At 59.3% G+C, this 16,995-nt stretch carries 14 protein-coding genes and 1 pseudogene; 2 read left to right on the plus strand and 13 right to left on the minus strand.

The annotated features are described in order from the left end of the window. Positions 1–12: 12 nt before the first annotated feature. From ACOYW2_RS07010 to ACOYW2_RS07025, 4 genes are all read right to left on the minus strand, one after another. Complete coding sequence (locus tag ACOYW2_RS07010; protein WP_482769903.1) at positions 13–420, minus strand: rhodanese-like domain-containing protein; 408 nt, start codon at positions 418–420, stop codon at positions 13–15. A gap of 107 nt (positions 421–527) precedes the next feature. Beyond that, positions 528–707: a hypothetical protein gene (locus ACOYW2_RS07015; RefSeq protein ID WP_180147390.1), complete on the minus strand. Its 180-nt coding sequence runs from the start codon at positions 705–707 to the stop codon at positions 528–530. Positions 708–766: 59 nt separating this feature from the next. Further along, positions 767–1,663: a permease gene (locus ACOYW2_RS07020; protein ID WP_180147392.1), complete on the minus strand. Its 897-nt coding sequence runs from the start codon at positions 1,661–1,663 to the stop codon at positions 767–769. 497 nt (positions 1,664–2,160) lie between these two features. Further along, entirely contained in the window at positions 2,161–3,279 is a 1,119-nt protein-coding gene (locus ACOYW2_RS07025) for an ATP-binding protein (RefSeq protein ID WP_482769904.1), read from the minus strand. Positions 3,280–3,877: 598 nt separating this feature from the next. Between ACOYW2_RS07025 and ACOYW2_RS07030 the strand changes: the two genes are divergently transcribed. Beyond that, positions 3,878–5,377 (plus strand): methyl-accepting chemotaxis protein, encoded by a 1,500-nt coding sequence (locus ACOYW2_RS07030; RefSeq protein WP_482769905.1) that lies wholly within the window; start codon positions 3,878–3,880, stop codon positions 5,375–5,377. 82 nt (positions 5,378–5,459) lie between these two features. Further along, positions 5,460–6,119, plus strand: a complete 660-nt coding sequence (locus tag ACOYW2_RS07035; RefSeq protein WP_482769906.1) for a class I SAM-dependent methyltransferase — start codon at positions 5,460–5,462, stop codon at positions 6,117–6,119. A gap of 101 nt (positions 6,120–6,220) precedes the next feature. Here ACOYW2_RS07035 and ACOYW2_RS07040 read toward each other — a convergent pair whose 3' ends face one another. The 9 genes and pseudogenes from ACOYW2_RS07040 to ACOYW2_RS07080 form a co-directional block, all read right to left on the minus strand. Continuing rightward, positions 6,221–7,750 carry an arylsulfatase gene (locus tag ACOYW2_RS07040; protein ID WP_482769907.1) on the minus strand — a complete coding sequence of 510 codons (1,530 nt, stop codon included), beginning with the start codon at positions 7,748–7,750 and terminating at the stop codon, positions 6,221–6,223. 210 nt (positions 7,751–7,960) lie between these two features. Next, positions 7,961–10,285, minus strand: coding sequence for a tetratricopeptide repeat protein (locus ACOYW2_RS07045; RefSeq protein ID WP_482769908.1), 2,325 nt, complete (start codon positions 10,283–10,285; stop codon positions 7,961–7,963). Between the two features lie 22 nt (positions 10,286–10,307). Beyond that, a complete protein-coding gene (locus ACOYW2_RS07050; protein WP_482769909.1) occupies positions 10,308–10,823 on the minus strand; it encodes a QcrA and Rieske domain-containing protein in 516 nt (171 codons plus the stop codon). Between the two features lie 22 nt (positions 10,824–10,845). Then, positions 10,846–12,213, minus strand: a complete 1,368-nt coding sequence (locus tag ACOYW2_RS07055; RefSeq protein WP_482769910.1) for a cytochrome b N-terminal domain-containing protein — start codon at positions 12,211–12,213, stop codon at positions 10,846–10,848. A 232-nt stretch (positions 12,214–12,445) separates the two neighbouring features. Beyond that, positions 12,446–13,249 carry a BatD family protein gene (locus tag ACOYW2_RS07060; protein WP_482769911.1) on the minus strand — a complete coding sequence of 268 codons (804 nt, stop codon included), beginning with the start codon at positions 13,247–13,249 and terminating at the stop codon, positions 12,446–12,448. Between the two features lie 110 nt (positions 13,250–13,359). Continuing rightward, positions 13,360–13,812: pseudogene (locus ACOYW2_RS07065) on the minus strand (BatD family protein); the annotation flags it as partial. A gap of 305 nt (positions 13,813–14,117) precedes the next feature. Beyond that, a complete protein-coding gene (locus ACOYW2_RS07070; RefSeq protein ID WP_482769912.1) occupies positions 14,118–14,759 on the minus strand; it encodes a hypothetical protein in 642 nt (213 codons plus the stop codon). 26 nt (positions 14,760–14,785) lie between these two features. Then, positions 14,786–15,757, minus strand: coding sequence for a VWA domain-containing protein (locus tag ACOYW2_RS07075; RefSeq protein ID WP_482769913.1), 972 nt, complete (start codon positions 15,755–15,757; stop codon positions 14,786–14,788). Then, the gene (locus ACOYW2_RS07080) at positions 15,754–16,776 is read right to left on the minus strand and encodes a VWA domain-containing protein (RefSeq protein ID WP_482769914.1); all 1,023 of its coding nucleotides are present in this window, start codon (positions 16,774–16,776) and stop codon (positions 15,754–15,756) included. Before ACOYW2_RS07080 ends, ACOYW2_RS07075 begins: the two co-directional genes overlap by 4 nt. Positions 16,777–16,995 lie beyond the last annotated feature (219 nt).

Genomic DNA, 16,995 nt, shown 5'->3' on the forward strand with positions numbered 1-16,995 from the left:
CAATTGTATGGTTCAGAATGAACGGTTTGATGGGGTGGCGTCTTTTCGCCGATGGATTTCAGCCGGAGAAAACAGTTTCATCATCTCTTCGGAGTTTGCCAGCAGGGTCCGGGCAGAAGCAAAGCCTTCGGCCTTCAGGTAAAACGCGGCCATGCTGGCTCGCACCACCGAGGTGCAGAAGACCACAACGGCTTTGTCCCGCGGCACGTCGTCCAGGCGGTCGGGCAGCTGTTCTAAAGGGATGTGGATTGCGTCCCCGAATCGGGCGTAGGGTGTCTCCTCGTCGGTACGGACGTCGAGAAAGACGCACTGCTCTTTGTCGGCAAGGCAGTCGGCTGCTGCCGCAAGGGAGATGCCGTGCTTTTCGGTTGCAAAAAAATGAAGGTCCATGGCTTTGAGGGTGTGGTCTAATTGATTCATGCTCAGGGTCCTGATTCCATCCACGACAAATGGATGTCAGAGGGTTGGCTCCCGGCGACATCGCCGGGAGCGTTCGGGGTTCATGTGATTGATCTGCACGGGATGGCTCAGCAGCATCCGCAGCAGGAGTTTTTCTTCTCTTTGGTCTCAGGCCGGGTTTCCGGCGTCTCCTTTGACTGGGAAGACTCGGTTTCCGAGATCTCTTCGAGTTCCATGGTGCAGCAGCTCTCGGATTTGTTTTTGCCAAAGAGTTTTCCGAACAATCCGTTTTTTTTCTCGTTGCTCATGGGGTGTCTCCTTTTGTGTTGAAACGTTTTTGGTGCGTTTTCTTGCTGAACGATAAGGGTTAAGCGGGCATCAGGTTGAACACGTACCCGCCGATGACCGCCGTGGCAAAGATGACCGCCACCACGGAGGCCACCAGCCGCTTGCGGAAGATGCTTGCCAGCATGCTCATCTCCGGTATGGCCATGCCGGCTCCGCCGATGATCAGGGCGATGACGGCCCCCATGCTCATGCCCTTCTGGGAGAGGGCAAGGCCGATGGGAATGGCGGTCTCTGCACGGATGTACAGCGGGATGCCGATGACCGCGGCCACGGGAATGGCAAAGGGGTTCTCAGGTCCTGCCAGCCGGGCCACGAACTCCTGGGGCAGGTAGCCGTAAATGGCGGCCCCGATGCCCACCCCCACGAGGAGGTAGACCAGCACTCCGCGGAAATCGGACCATGCCGAAAGAAACGACGCCTTCAGTTTGCCCCCAAAGGTGGCGGGCACCTGCTGGCCGCCGGAGGCCATGCCGTTTTTCAGGCGAACGTGCCGGACGTGGGCGGCTCCGCCGGTTTTCTCCAGGATCACCCCGAACACCACGGATGCGGCAAAGGTGACGGTAAAGTAGATGATGCTGGCCTTAAGACCCATCATGGCCGCCACCATGGCCAGGATAATGGGGTTGAGCAGGGGCGAGGCGATGACAAAGGACATCACCGGCCCGAAGGGCGCCCCCGCGTTGAGCATGCCCAGGGTCATGGGAATGGTGGAGCAGGCGCAAAACGGGGTGAGGGAGCCCACCATGGCTGCGATGACATTGCCCACCACGCCCCGTCGGGAGAGCCAGGACCGGAGCTTTTCATGGGGTATGTACATGAGGACCAGGGCCACGATGGTACTGATGCCAAGGAACAGGACCGTCAGTTCGGCGGTGATGAACGCGAAGTACCCAAGGGTCTTAGACAGGGAGTTCATGGTAAATCCATCCTTTTGATTGATGTTGTCAACTAATAGAATAAAATTTTTTGCCCTGATTTGGGGCGCCGGTCGCCTGCGGCGGACTCGGAGTCATGATTTTACATGCTTTTAAAATACCAGCCCACCACTACGTGGGCTATTTCGTTGTTATGATCAACTATAAGCCCTTAGGTTGATGGTGTCAACTAAATGGGCGAGATATTTTTCCGTTGTCGTGTCTGGTTGGGGCTAAGTGGCTGTTTCTTTGCGGTTTGTCTCGTGTGTTGTGGTGGTCTGTCGCTGGCGCGGAATGCATGGGGGGGGACGAAAAGGGGGGCTGTATCGATAAACGGCTCTGAAATAGAAGGGGAATGATGCGTGCCTTGGCCCGGAATTCACGAGCCGAGTGCACCTACTATTCAAAGCATCAGAGCTGAAGGAGTCGTGGTTTTATAAAGGCTCTGATAACGCAGAAGATGGGTGCACTCGGCTCGTCCCAAGGGTGAGAGATTCGATCAGAACACCCCGCCTTTATCCTGGATCTCCGTAAAGGAGTGGAAGGCCTCGGGGCGGCCTTTTTCAGCCTGGATGCGGTCGTACATGGCCTGGACGCTTTCCGGGACATCGGGCATCTGCTCCGGGGTCCGTTTGGTAAGTTTTGCGGCGCCTTCGGGGCAGGTGGTGGTGCAGAGGCCGCAGCCCATGCACTTGTTGGGGTGGATGGAGGCCTTGCCGTCGATGATGCGGATGGCCTTGAACATGCAGCGGTCCAGGCAGGTGCCGCAGCCGGTGCAGGCCTCGGTGTCCGGGGTGTTGATGTAGGAGGCCTTGGTGAGCTGGTTGTGGAGCCCAAGGTGCACCACGGTGGCCATGATGCCGCAACTGCACTTGCAGCAGTTGCAGATGTAGTCCAGGTCCCCTGCCGAGTTCTGGGTCTGGGTGACCAGGCCCTCGCGATCGGCCATGTCCATGATGGCCAGGGCCTCTTCTTTGCTGATCTCTTCTGCCCGGAGGTCGTTTTCGATGAAAAAATCCGCGCATCGGTTCAGGGAGAGGCAGGTGCGGACGGGGTGGTCGCAGCCACGGCCCTCGGCTTTGGATTTCAGGCGGCAGAGGCAGTCGGTGAGGGCGATGCGGTCCGCCTCCATGATTTTCGTCTTTACCACGTCGTGGGGGAGGATCTCCTGAACGGATTCCACGCTTTTTTCCACGGGGACGATGCGGAAGAGGGAGGTCTTGCCGCCAAAGACCTCCAGGCCCATGGCCTCCATCATGTACTGGTTGTGCAGGTCGGTGTACTCCCTGTCCAGCCGGTTGATCTGGTACTCGTAGGTGCCCACGATGTACGGAGCCAGCACGTAGTGGCGTTCACCGTTGACGGTGGTGGTGATAAGAAGGCCCCTTTTTCCCATGCGGTCCAGTTTTGCCTTGCAGGCCTCGGGGTCGGTGCCGTTTTTTTCGGCCACCTGATCCGCCCGTTGGGGGGCCGGGGTGAGGCTCAGTGTCAGCTCGGCCTCTTCGGGTTCGTACATCTTTTTTAACAGGGCGATATCCACACCACTTTCCGTGGGGGGAAATCCCATGGGAAGTTGGTTCAAGTGTTCCTGGAGCTTTCTGTACACGGAATCCGGCATGGGGTCTCCTTGCATGTCAGGGGTTGTCGTGGGCTGTTAGCCCGGATATTTCACGGGTTGCACCCAAATCATTCAAGGCATCAGAGCTGCAATAACAATCTTCGTGCTTTGGTCTGGCCGTTTTTTATGAAATATCGGGAGGCCGCCTTTCCGGGTGGGGCGCTGCACCCGGGGCATGGGGCAATCACGCCGCTTCCCAGGCAAAAGGCTATCGGAAGATGGTTACCTTTGTCAATATGGTTGATGTACGAAGTAATATATTGCGGCGTGATGGTAAATATGATGGGTGTTACTTCGATTTATATAGAGTTGGGAAGCCGTGTGAGGTCATGAAAAAATATTGTATGCATACAAACTAATTGAATCCGCGTATTTGGACCCGGGATTGCTTCTCTTTTGAAAAGAGGCATGTTGATATTTGCTGAAAAACGGTTTAACTATTCCCTCTAAGAGTATGAATAGCAGATATATCACAAATGGTGATAATGGCTTTTGACGGGGGTCTTGAGTGTTTTGATCGGGTTCCCCTTGAAGGTAAGTAAATACGGTGGGCTTTGGTGGCTGCCGTGCAGATAAGTCAGTAAAAGGGAGGGGATGTATGTCTGTGGAAGAGATGGATCGGGAACGCAAGGAACAGGTCAATGCGAAGAAGTATCAGGATCTCTACGCATTTTCCGGCCCTTCGGTGGTGGCTTTTTTCGTGGTGTTCTGCATACTCCTGGCCGTGACGCCCATGGTCAGGGAACATACGCTTATCACCGTTATGTTCGGCACTGTCATCGTCGCTTTGAGTCTGCTGAGACTGGCGGCGGCCCGAAAGGCGGCAACCTCCTACAACGAAAATCCTCTGTTCTGGAATCGTTTCTTTCTGGTGTCGACCCTCGTGTCCGGCCTTGTGTGGGGGGCCGTGTGCATGCTGGTCATTCATTTGTACGGGACCACCTCAGCCTACAGTACCTATGCCATGGTGATGACCTGCGGCCTGGTGGGGGGGTGTGTTATCTCCCTGGCACCGGCGCTGAGGCTTCTGGTGGCTTACGTGGCCTGCCTGCTGGTGCCCGTTATCGTGTGGACCGCCTTCAACGGTGAGTGGGCCATCGGTGTCGTGTTTCTGACCTATATCCTGGGGATGATGGGGGTGGGCAAGAAGACCAACGCCTCGTACCGCCTGAACATTGAAAACTCTGTATTGCTTGATGAGCGGGCCGCCGACATCACCATGCTGATCAACGAACTGAGGGAAAAAGCGTCGGAGCTTACCGGTACCTCCGAGGGGCTTCGGGATATCTCCGAAGAGATGGTGGGGGCCTCGGAAGAGACAGCCACCCAGATCGGCGGGGTAACGTCGGACGCCTCGTCCATGCGCGAGAACACCGCTGCCATTTCAGCGGCTGTGGAGCAGGCTTCCCACAACATGGAGCTCACCTCGGCCTCCATGGAAGAGATGGCACGTGCCGTAACGGAGATCGCTGGTCAGTCTGCCCGGGCCATGGAGATCTCCACCCAGGGCGTCCACCGCTCCGAAGAGGCCTCCCGGGAGATCAAGCGCCTGGACGAAGCGGCCCGGGAGATCGGCAAGATCACCGAGGTAATCACCGAAATCTCCGAGCAGACAAATCTCTTGGCCCTTAACGCCACCATTGAGGCGGCCCGTGCCGGTGAGGCGGGCAAGGGGTTTGCTGTTGTTGCCAACGAAATCAAGGCCCTTGCCCATCAGACCGCCGAGGCCACCAGCGGCATTCGCGGCCAGGTCAAAGGGATTCAGGACGCCACTGCCGACTCCACAAAGCAAATCACGGCCATCTCCGAGGTGATTGGAAACATCAGCACCATCGTCAACGGCGTGGCCGCAGCCATCGAAGAGCAGTCAGCCTCCACCCGTGAGATTGATGTCAACGTAGGGGAGATGAACGACGGTATGGGCGATATCACCGCCAAGGCCGCAGAGAGCAACCAGGCCAGTGAAACCATCCTGGGGCGCATTGAAGAGGCCGCCACCCAGACCCGGGGCAACCTGGAGAACAGCCGCAAGGTCATGGACAGCGCCAAAGAGGTCCTGGACAGCCTCAACCAGGCCGTGGTCCGTCTGTCGGCGTAGCCCGGATATCTCATGAGAAACGGCAGGATTAAAAGCGGTGATCTTATCGGCGCATATCCTGGGCAGAGGAGCCGGGAAGGCCATGGAGCAGAACAGCGAGGAAAAAACACGCGATCAGATCAAGGCCTTTGTTGACCTGGCGCATCGGGACATTCTGGAAATCGGGTGCGGGGACGGCCGGTTGACCGAATGGCTGGCAAGGGAGACCTCTTCCCTTACAGCCATTGACCCGGATGAGAAGAGGGCGGCGAAGGCAAAGGGGACGGTCCCGGGAGCGGAGGTTGCCGTCGGGTCCGGCGAGGCCTTGGCATTTGCCGACGCCTCCTTTGACATCATCCTCTTCAGCCTGTCACTTCATCACCATCGGGATTGCGGTAAGGCCCTTGCGGAGGCGTGGCGGGTGCTCCGAGACCGTGGGAGCCTGCTGGTACTGGAACCCTTAAATGATGAAGGCATGGGGCAGGTGTTTGCACTGCTCCACAACGAAGACCGGGAAAAGGCGGCGGTGCGCCGGGCCATCGATGACAGTGACTGGGTGGTACGCCGCAGTGAGACATTTAAAAGCCGGTGGGTTTTCGAGAGCCCAGAGGAATTTTATGGGTGGGCTTTCGGGTATTTCGACATGGCCTTTGACCCGAAGCTGGCAAAACAGATGGCGGAACAGCCCGATGTGGACCTTGACGCCCGGCCCATTGTCCTGACGGAGGTCCAGGAGCTTCTGCTGCTCAAAAAACCCGTGTGAGTCAAGCCGTTTACCCGGCGCTACATAAAAAAAGCCCCTGTCGCTTGCGACAGGGGCTTTTGTCGTTGGGTAGCCAGTTCAGCCCTTAGTGGGAGCCGCCTTTATAGAGAGTCTCCATTACGGAGTCCACATTGAATTTGGCGGGCTTCTGGCGCGGCGGGTAGTCCTTCAGGGTCGCGATGAACTTGCCCACCACATGCTGGGCCGGGGTGAGGAGAAGAGATCGCGCTCCTCATGTACCAGCGGCCGTAGTTGTTGGAGTCGGTGTCGGCACGCTCGTAAGGGTCGCTTCTGAGGTTGAATATCTTGGGAGCGCGAAGCCAGACAAAGGGCTCTTGCCACACGTCGATCTTTTTCGCCCGCTGCTCGGCAAAGACGATCTTCCACTGGTCATAGCGCAGGCCCACAAGCTGGGCGTCGTCGTTAAAGTAGAAGAAGCTCTTTCGGGGGCCTTCTTTCTCCTTGCCGGTGATGTGGGGCAGGAAGTTGAAGCCGTCTAAGTGAACCTTGAACTTTTTACCGGCGGCTTTGTGGCCTTTGAGGAGTTTTTCCGAGACCTTCTCGTCACCCACGGCTGCCATGAGGGTGGGGACCCAGTCCAGCATGGACATGATCTCGTTGGAGACGGTGCCGGGGGGAACCTTGCCGGGCCAGCGTACCATGGCCGGAACCCGGTATCCGCCTTCCCAGTTGGTGTTTTTCTCGCCGCGGAAGGGGGAGATGCCGCCGTCCGGCCACTCGTTGTAATGGGGGCCATTGTCCGTGGTGTAGACCACGATGGTGTTCTCCTCCAGGCCCTGGGCCTTGAGGAAATCCAGAAGGTCGCCCACCATCTTGTCGTGTTCCACCATGCCGTCGGCGTAAACGCCCAGGCCCGTGACGCCCTGGCTCTCTTTTTTCAGGTGGGTGTAAAAGTGCATGCGGCTGGGGTTGAACCAGGCAAAGAAGGGCTTGTCTGCTTTTTTGGCCCGCTCGATGAAGTCCTTGGTGGAGGCTAAGAATTCTTCGTCCACGGTTTCCATGCGTTTGCGGGTGAGGGGGCCTGTGTCCTCGATCTTTCCGTCGGCCGTGGATTTGATGACGCCCCTTGGGCCGAACTTTTTACGGAAATCGGGGTTCTTCGGGTAGTCCTCGTGCTCAGGCTCCTCTTCAGCGTTGAGGTGGTAGAGGTTGCCGAAGAACTCGTCGAAGCCGTGGGCCGTGGGCAGGAACTCGTCCTTGTCGCCCAGATGGTTTTTACCGAACTGGCCGGTCATGTAGCCGTGGGGCTTCAGAAGCTCTGCCAGGGTGGGGTCTTCGGGCTGGATTCCCAGGTCTGCACCGGGAAGGCCCACCTTGCTGAGCCCCGTGCGAACCGGGCTCTGGCCTGTAATAAAGGCGGAGCGTCCGGCGGTGCAGCTCTGCTCTGCATAGTAGTCGGTGAACATCATGCCTTCGTTGGCCAGGCGGTCGAGGTTGGGGGTCATAAAGCCCACAAGGCCCTTGCTGTATGCGCTGACATTGTGGACGCCCACATCGTCGGCCATGATGACGAGGATGTTCGGCTTTTTAGCGGCCGAGGCAGGGCTCACAGCGAGGACCATCGCAACGGATGCGGCGATGACCGCGACCATCAATTTGCCAGTTTTCATAATCTGCTCCTTGGTTAGGGGTCGACTCGACGATTTTCCACGAAAGGGTCATCATCGGCAAAAAGACGATTTGGTTGTTGCTGGGGATTGCTCTTGAGAAGAAGGGGTGAGGTAAGTTTTTAAAATAATATCTTTTTTTATTTGGTTTATCAACGGTAAACCAACATATGGCGATGAACTGTTTTTTTTGCTTCCGCAGGGGCTGATGCCTTATTCCGCTGCCCCGGGGGAGGAAGGCTCGGCAGACACATGCCGGAGGTAATTGAGGAGGTCGTATCCGGTTCGGTTGGACGGATGCTTTTGGATCATGGCCCGGGCCACAAGGGTGGCGTCATCGTACCGCTGGTTTTTGATCAGGTGGTCTGCAAGGGCCAGGAGGTAATCGGCATGGTCCGGTTCCAGGGCGAGGGCCCGGAGCAGGGAGGCTTCGGCTTCCGCGTTTTCCCCCAGGTGCTGGAGGAGCAGCCCCAGGTTGTAATGGACGCGGGATCGCTCCGGCAGCCCCTCTGCCGCCTGGCGGAGCCAGGTTGCGGCTTCGGCGTATTGCTTCTCTTCGGCCAGCAAAAGCCCCAGGGAGTATGCCATGTGGTAGCGCTCTGGGTGGGTTTTCAGGATGTCCCGGAAGAGCGCAACGGCCCCCTGGTTGTTGCCTATGCGGTTGTAGAGCATGGCCAGGTTGTTTTTGGCCGGGAAGAACTGGCCGTCGATGCGGATGGCTTCACGGTACTGGGCGATGGCCTGGTCCGTGTCGCCCAGGGCATCGTGCATGATGGCCAGGTTGAAACGGCCTGATGCGAAATCAGACGCATATTCCATGGCTTCGCGGTATTCGTCGATGGCGGTGTTGAAGACGATTTTCTGGTTGGTGTTGAGCTGCTCCCTGTGGACAGGGGCCAGGCACAGAGCCGCCTGGATGCGTACGGCTTTTACCGGGTCGTAAAGCAGCGGGGTGATGAGCCGGGTGGTTTTTTCATGCCCGGTGAGGTTCAAAGTCGCGATGCCGGTGTGGCGGATCAGGGCTTCGCTGTCCGACAGGGACTCCTCCAGCACGCCCATGACCTCATCATCCATGTAGCGTTGCAGCAGGGAGAGGGCTGTGGCCCTTACCACCGGCGGCCTTAGTTGATCCTGAGAGAGCCGGATCAGCTCTTTTTTTGCCTTTGGGTTGCCTTTCCGTGCCTCGGCAAAGGTGGTGCCGTAATGGGCCCGTTTCCTTAATCCGTACCATGTCTGGGTCCAGTTGGCGGACCACTGAACTGTTTTGTCTCCGTGGCAGCCTGCGGCGTTGCAGGCGTTGGGGGTCTGAAGGGCAAGGCTCAGGTCGGGCCTGGGGATCCGGATGCTGTGGTCGGCTCGCATGTCGATGCCCATGTACGGGCTTTCGGGCATGTGACAGCTGATGCAGTCATCACCTTTGCTGGGCTTTCCCTTGTCCACGGCTTTGTGGAAGTGGTGGTCGGCCGTGTCGTAGATATCCTTTCGGTGGCACTGGAGGCACAAATCGTTGCCATCGAGCTTTCGGTCCAGGCTGTGGACGTCGTGGCAGTCGCTACACATGACCTCCCTCTGGTACATCTTGCTTTGGGTAAAGGATCCGTAGACATAGACTTCATCTAAAATCTGCCCGTCGGGGTGGTAGAGCCCTTCGTTGAGAAGGGAGGGGATGACGCAGTCCATGATGTCGTCGTCCCGGTGGTCAAAATCCGCAAAGGAGGCACGCCGTGAGTGGCAGCGGGCACAGATGGCGAGTTGGGCCTCGGGGGTGATGTCCCGGGTGTCCACCAGTAAATGGTAGTTTTCCGTTTTTTCCCGGCCCATGTCGGGCTTTTCAGCCCAGGCCACATGGGCGGAGCCCGGCCCGTGGCACGCCTCGCAGCTCACATCGATCTCGGTCCAGGTGGTGTTGAAGGTGTCGGTGCGGTGGTCATAGCCCTTGCGGAGATGGGTGGAGTGGCACTCCGCGCACATGCCGTTCCAGTTCTGGGCCGCGTTGGTCCAGTGGAGCCAGTCGTCGGGGTCGTCCGTGTGGTTGGGAAGGGCGTACCACTTTTTTTTCTCCACGTCCCAGGCGATGGTGAGGCACTGGTACCGGCCCCCGGGAAAGGGCACCAGGTACTGCTGGAGGGGAAAGACACCAAAGGTGTGGGTGATTTGAAAATCGTCGTTTTGTCCATCCGGCCCCAGGGTGTTGACGTAAAAGGCGCCGTTGTCCTTGTAAAACCGGGTGGTGATTCCGTTTTGGGTGAACACGGCGTCATTGAAGTCCCCGAGAACCGTGGCCTCGGTGGCTGTGTCCATGGCCAGGTCGTGGTGGGAGTTGCGCCACTTGTCGTACTCGGGCTTGTGGCAGCCGATGCAGGCTTGCCTGCCCACAAAGGTAGGGGCGGCGGGGGCCGGTGCCGGACGGGTTCGGCGCAGGTAATCTGCCTTCAGGACATAGAGCGGAATGGCCAGGACAATGACCAAGGTAGCGATGACACCTGCCTGGATCCAGCGTCGGTGCTCAGGTCGATTTTGGGTGAGGTCAGAGGGCATGGCCTTGTCCGGTGGTTTCTGCTCAGGCATAGGCGATTTGCGAAGGGTCCAGAACGTTGCGGCGGATGGTCCTGCTTGTGTCCACGGTGATCACGCCGTTTTCGATGGTCACGGGGTAAATATCCAGAGGCCGCGGCGCCGGTGGGCTGATGACGCTTCCTTTCCTGTCAAAGGCCGAGGCATGGCAGGGACAGATGAATTTTTTCTCGTCATCGTCCCAGGGCACGGTGCAGCCCAGGTGGGTGCACTTGCGGGAGATGGCAAGGACGCCGCCGTCTTCCAGTCGGGAGAGGTAGAACCGGCCACGCACAAAGGCGGTGACCGATCCCATGGGAAAATCCTCCAGCTTTCCGGCCACAATGAGCATGTCCGACGGGGCGGCCTGTGAGGTTTTTTTGCCGGGCCTGAGAAACCCGGAGGCAATCCAGAGAAATTCGCCGGCGGCCATGAGCCCGAGAAAAGCCCAGACGGTTTTGAGGAAACTCCGCCGGGGCGGTGTGGGCTGCTGGCCTTCGGTGTGGGTGGTCTGCGTGGTCATGGAATCTGTTTTTCTCCGATGGTCAGTGAGCAAAGGGCTGGACAAGCCCCATGCCTTCTCCCCTGAACCAGACACCGGTGAGGGTGAGAAGGGCAAATGAGACAACAGCCAGGGTAAAAAGGGCCAGGGTTGTTTCGTTGTTCGTGGTGGCGAAGCGCCGTTTGATGATCCGGGTGAACACGGCCAGGGCAACGCAGGCTGATGCCGTGGGCAGGATGCCCTCGGTGACCACGGGGGGCAGGTCTGGAAACCATTCGGAAAGGCCGGGGGCGTATTCGCTCAGCATCACGGTGGCAGGCACCACGACCCCTGCGGTGAGGGCGGCGGTGATTCCCGTTTTTTTTCCCTGGGAAGAGAAAAACCAGACGCCCCCCGAGGGCGTGTCGTATCTGCGATAGGGCAGGCCCAGGCAGAGGAGCAACAGGGCCGCGGGGATGATGCATACCGCAAAGGTGGGGTGGAGATGCAGGAGCAGCTCCTGGAACCCCATGAAATACCAGGGGGCTTTGGCCGGGTTGGGGCTGAGCCCGGGGTTGGCCATTTCCCCCAGCGGGGCGTTGTACGCCACCGAGATTGCCATGACAACGGCCACGAGAACCAGGGCCACCACCCCTTCCCTTACCGCGAGGTTCGGCAGGGTATCCACCATGGTCGGGCGCTGATCGTCGGAGGGATCGGGCGGGAGCACCACGCCTCCGGCCTTTCGGATGCGCCAGAAGTGCCAGGCCATGAGGATGATCATGCTCCCGGGCAGGACCGTGGTGTGGAGGGTAAAAAAGATCATGAGGGTGTGGGAGCCGGTGCCCTCACTTCCCTGGAGAGTGGCCCGGATCCAGCCTCCGGCAAGGGGGATGTACTCGGTCATGCCCGTGGAGATGGTGACGGCCCAGTAGGACAACTGGTCCCAGGGCAGGAGGTACCCGGTGAAGTTGGAGAGAAGGATCCCGGTAAAGAGGCACACACCGATGACCCAGTTGAACTGGCGCACCGTGTGAAAGGCCCCGGTATAAAAGACCCGCAGCATGTGCAGGAAAGCGGCGAATATAAGGAGATTGGCGCTGACGTAGTGGATGTTCCGGACCAGCTGCCCGAAGGGAATCTCGTTTTGCAGGGTCAGGATAGACTGGTAGGCTTTATCGGGAAAGGGTTCGTAGACAAAGAGGAGCAGCATCCCGCTTGCGGCCAGAAGGGAAAAGAGCACCGCACACATGCCCCCCAACCCCCAGGTGAGGGTAAAACGCAGGGCCGCTAAGGGGACCCGTTTGGGGTGGATATGCAGCACCAGGTTTTCATAGCCTGCCCAGCCCCTTTTGTGCTCGGTTCCCGGGCGCACGGGGGGATGGGAAATGGAGCGTCGCAGTCGGGTAAATACGGTGTGGGCCTCGTCCATGGCGGTTCCGGTGTCGGTGTCGATATGGGTATTTTTGCTCTACGTAGGGGCCGGGAGGATCAGGAACACGATTTCTGCGCGGGACTCTGGAGGCAGCAGGGGGTGATGAATGAAGCCTGTGGCTTCGGCAGAACTTAGCTTCTGGAATACTACAATGTTTTTCCATAAAATCAAGATGAATAGTGGATGGCCCGGCGGGCAGGCATGGGTGGGGAAACCGGTTGCGCCTCGGTCAGGACGGGTTCAGCCCGGGTAACCCGTTTTTAGAGGCTTTTGTTTTTTCCTTTTTGAGAAGGCGGCGACGGGATGTGCTAAGGGCCTTGAAAAAGGCGGGGGCATCCCAGGGCGTTCCCTGGCTGCCGGGGGATTGGAACAATTGCCGTTGCAGGCGGTTTGCCTGTTCGGCAAGGGGTGGGTTTTGGGTGATGTCGCTGATGAGGGCCGGGGTAAGGGAGCCGGGGGTGTTGGGGAGGGCATCTATCCACGCGAGCAGGGCTCCGTAAGCGGCTGCAGGATCCTTGGCCCTGCAGGCTGTTTTGATTGCCTTGAAGCAGGTCTTCTCCGCGCATTTTTCGGCCTGTCGCCATGCAATGAAACGTTCGCCCAATGTGGCCCGGTATTTTACCGCCGCCACCACGCACAGCGCGAGGACGATGCCAGAAAAAAGGAGCCACGGCACGGCCCGGTTCCAGGAAGAGAGGGGCAGGGGGGCATCGGTTCCCGTCAGGAGGCTGGGATTGGCCTTCACCTTGAGGGTCACGGCCGGAAGGGTTTTCACCTGGAGGCTGTCGTTCTTGAGGTCCCACCAGTGGACCGTTACCTCCGGGAAGGTGACGGTTCCCTTGGCTTCACACACATAGGTAATGGTCTCGGTTCGCTCTCCGGTGAAGTCGCCACGGTCTGTCTTGTCGTTGACCAGGGGTTCTTTGGGGTAGATTCCCACGGAGCGGATGTCGGGAACCTCAAGGGGCGGGAAGGCCATGCCCGGAACGTCATCGGCCCGCATGGTGATGCGGCGGGTAAAGGCATCCCCCACCCGGGCCTCTTCCGGGGGCGGGTCCCACGCTTCGGCTGCTCAGCTTCCGTGCAGATGAGTGCGGAAAGATCTTCGGCCCCCGGGGGCATAACGGCATCCAGGGTGAGGGGCTCGGTCTTCAGCGTGACCTCCCGGGGCGGGGCTGCCCCGGGACCGGTGGGATAAAAGCGCACTTCAAAGGGTTCAATGACCCGTTTGCCCGGCCGCTGGGCAAACAGGGCGAACTCATGGCCCTGGACACTGTAGGTGACGCCGTCAGCGGTTTCCGTGCTGTTGATGCCGAAGGTGTTAAGCTTCAGCGCGATAACCCCGGGGATGTCGGGTATGTCAAACCCGGGGGACCCGGAAAACCGGGCTGTGGTCATGAGTTCGATGGAGAGGGTCACCCTCTGGCCAACCTTGACCGTGCCCTCCGGGGCAAGGGAGACTCGGATTTTTTCCGAAGGGCCCTGGGCGCCTGCCGGGGATGACAGAAGAACGATGCCTGCGAGAAGCAGGAAAAGGAAACGACAATGCCGTAACAGTGAGATCCTTGGGAACGTGGTTGCGGGGTGTGTTTGCATGGGATGTTTTTTTCCCTGTCTTTTTGAGGGGGGCACCGGTTTAGCCCATAATGTTCGGGCAAAACACAGAGTGTTGCGCTGGGCTGCCCTGCTTTATTTTAACAGCTTGTCCGGTGACATCCTGTAGGGTGTGCTTGCGCACCATGTGTTCGAAAAACCAACGCCTTTTGCCATATCGATGCTGCGTGAAGACGGTCCCGCATGGGGTTTGTGATCGCTGCGATTTCTCGGCGGTGCGCAAGCGCACCCTACGGCGCGACAAGCGAAGGTATGGAGCATTTGCGAATCTGGGGATTATCCCTTGGTTATGGTTTTTGTACGCTGTTCTGATAGGAAAACTTGGCTCGCAAAAAGTCAGCGGGCCGCGTCTGAACCCGCCTCAGCCACATGGCCCTCAGCTCTTTGTCCGACATTTGGGCGCTGCCTTCCACTGTCTCTTCCCGGCCTCCGCCGGATTTTTCCACACGGTCGCTGAACACGATCTCGTCCGCCCCAAGCTGGTCCCCGCCGATGCCTCCCTGGTCTCCTTCGGGGGGCGCCATGTTGTCCCGTCGGGCGATGGCAAGGGTTTTATTCTCTTCAGCCTCTTTCCAGCCTGTTCGGGCCAGGAGGGCACCATCGTAACTTGCAATGGCCGCGTCGTATTTTCCGGCCATCAGAAGGGCGTTTCCCCGATTGAAGAGGCCCTCTTCCGAAGGAACCTGGCCGAAGGCGGCGGCGGCCTCCTTGAACTGGCCGTTGCGGTAGTATGCTTGGCCTCGGCCCATGGGATCAAAGAACCGTTCGGCGGCTGTGGCGTAGTCTCCCCGGGACATGAGCAGGCGGCCCTGCTGGTCCGGGGTGAGAAAGAGCCCGACCAGGGAGCCACCGGTCTCGCGCAGGGCCATTATGGCGAGGATGACGGTGACGGCGGAAACGGCGATTGCGGCTTTCTTTCCTGGTGTCATGACATGGGTTCCTTGGGGTTTTCCGTTTATCGCCACCTCACGCGCCATCCCGGCCTGAACCACATGAGGCTGAGCAGGGTTAAAAGGGGCACCAGGGCGTAGCCGCTGTCCTGCCAGTGCTCGCCTTCCTCCGGGGGCCCCGCGTCCACGGGAGTGCTTTCGATGCGGCGGTTCAGTGCCTTGATGTCCCGGTCGTCCGGGCTGATGATGGTAAGGGTCGCGTCCACGGCATCTGCGGCCTGTTTCATCCTCTTTGGGTCCAGGGGCGGGGCAGGGGGGCTGTCCGGGGGAACCGGGACCCCTTTGTCTGCGGCAACGGCAAGGATATGCACCGGGAACCGGTGTTCGGCGGCATGGGCTTCAAGGGCCTTGAGCTGGCCTGGGTCCACGCTGTCGGCCATGAGGAGGATGGAGCCGGGCTGGTTGTTCTTTTCCAGTTGTTCTGCAGCAAGGGCCAGGGCTGCGGCTGCCTGGTCTCCCTCTTCGGGCATGATCTCCGGGGAGAGCTCCCCTGCAAAGGTGGTGATGATGGTGGCGTCTCGGGTCAGGGGCATGACCAGGTGGGCGCTTCCGGCATAGGCCACCAGGGCCGTGCGTGCGCCCGGCCTTAAGGCCAGAAGGTCCCTTATTTTGTGGGATGCCCGGGTAAGGCGCGAGGGCCGGATGTCTTCGGCGGTCATGGAAGGCGTGACCTTCACAGCGATGACCAGGGCCGAGGTGTCCTCGGTAAAGGGGGAGGGTGCTTTTTTCCAGGAGGGCCCGGCCAGGGCGGTGACGGCAAGGCACCAGAAGAGGATGAGGAGCCCGGCTGGGCGCAGTCGGTTGGCTTTGTCCTGCCCGGTCAGGAGATGGGCAAGGAGGTGCGGTGCGATGACGCCTTCGTAAGGAGTTTTGCCGTGGTGCCGCCTGAGGATCAGGATGGCAAGGCAAAGGGCCGGGACAAGGGCGAGGAGCCACAGGGGCCTGAGAAAATGGAGGTTGTGGATGATCTGCGTCATGTGTGTGCCGCCTCCGTCTTTGATTCCCGGGAATGGCGCGTGGCTCTGGCCGTTCTGGAGAAAAAGGCTGACATGCCGTGGTAGAGGAAACTCACCACCAGCAGCACGCCCAGGGGCCAGTGAAAGAGGTCGGTCCTGGGGCGGTGGCTGATGGTCTCCAGGTCCCGGGTGCTCATCTCATCCAGGCGTTTGTAGACGTCCGAGAGCCCGTCGCGGTCGTCGGCATGGAAAAACGCGCCCCCGGTGGTGGCTGCCACGGCCTTTAAGGTGGCTTCGTCTAATTTCTCCTCACCGGCCGCCCGTGGGTCGCCCACGGCCACGGTGTGGATGGTCACCCCGTTGTCCTTGGCGATGTCCGCGGCTTTGTCCGGGGGCACCAGGCTGCCCGTATCGTTGCCGTCGGTGAGGATGATGAGCACCCTCTCTTTCATGTCGCTGCGCTCAAACTGGGTGATGGCAAGGCCGATGGCGTCCCCCAGCATGGTCTGGGGTCCGGCCATGCGGACCTGGGCTTCGTCCAGGAGAATCCGGCAGGTCTCCAGGTCTTCGGTGAAGGGGGCCTGGATAAAGGCTGCGGACCCAAAAAAGATAAGCCCCACCCGATCCCCTTCGCGCTCTTCGAGGAACTCGTGGAGCACCTCCTTGACGGCGGTCAGCCGGTCCACCACCTTGCCCTCCCTGTTTTTGAAATCCGTGGTCTCCATGGAGCCGGAAAGGTCCACGGCAAGGAGCAGGTCCCTGGAGGGAACGGTTTTGGTGACGGCCTCCTCCACCCACTGTGGCCGAGCCAGGGCCGTGACCAAAAGGATCCACGCACCAAAGACCAGGATGGTGTGGATGAGGGGCATCCCGTGGACCACGGCCCCGGACGAGGCCGTGAGCCCGGTTTTCTTAACGAGCTCATCAAAAAACGGAATCCTGATGCCCTGCTCCCGCTGGCTGTATGCCGGCAGAAAGCGTTTCAGCAGAAGGGGCAGGGGCAGCAGGGCAAAGAGGATGGGGGTGTGGAACTGGAGCATGGGGCTGTCCTTTACATGATCGCAAGCACACAGTTTATGCCTCCGGCGGCCCTGCCGGGGGCCAAACGTTTGAATGCTTAATACAATAAACAGATCTGAGATGGGTTTATGGACATCTTCGTGGATGCATTCCTCCGAGAAATGAGGGGAAAGCATCCGCAACCTAGGGGCCAGGGGATCATTCCATGGCCGCCGGAGGCAGTGCGGTTAAATTAACAA

The organism is Desulfoluna sp. CLI2B, assembly GCF_056847375.1.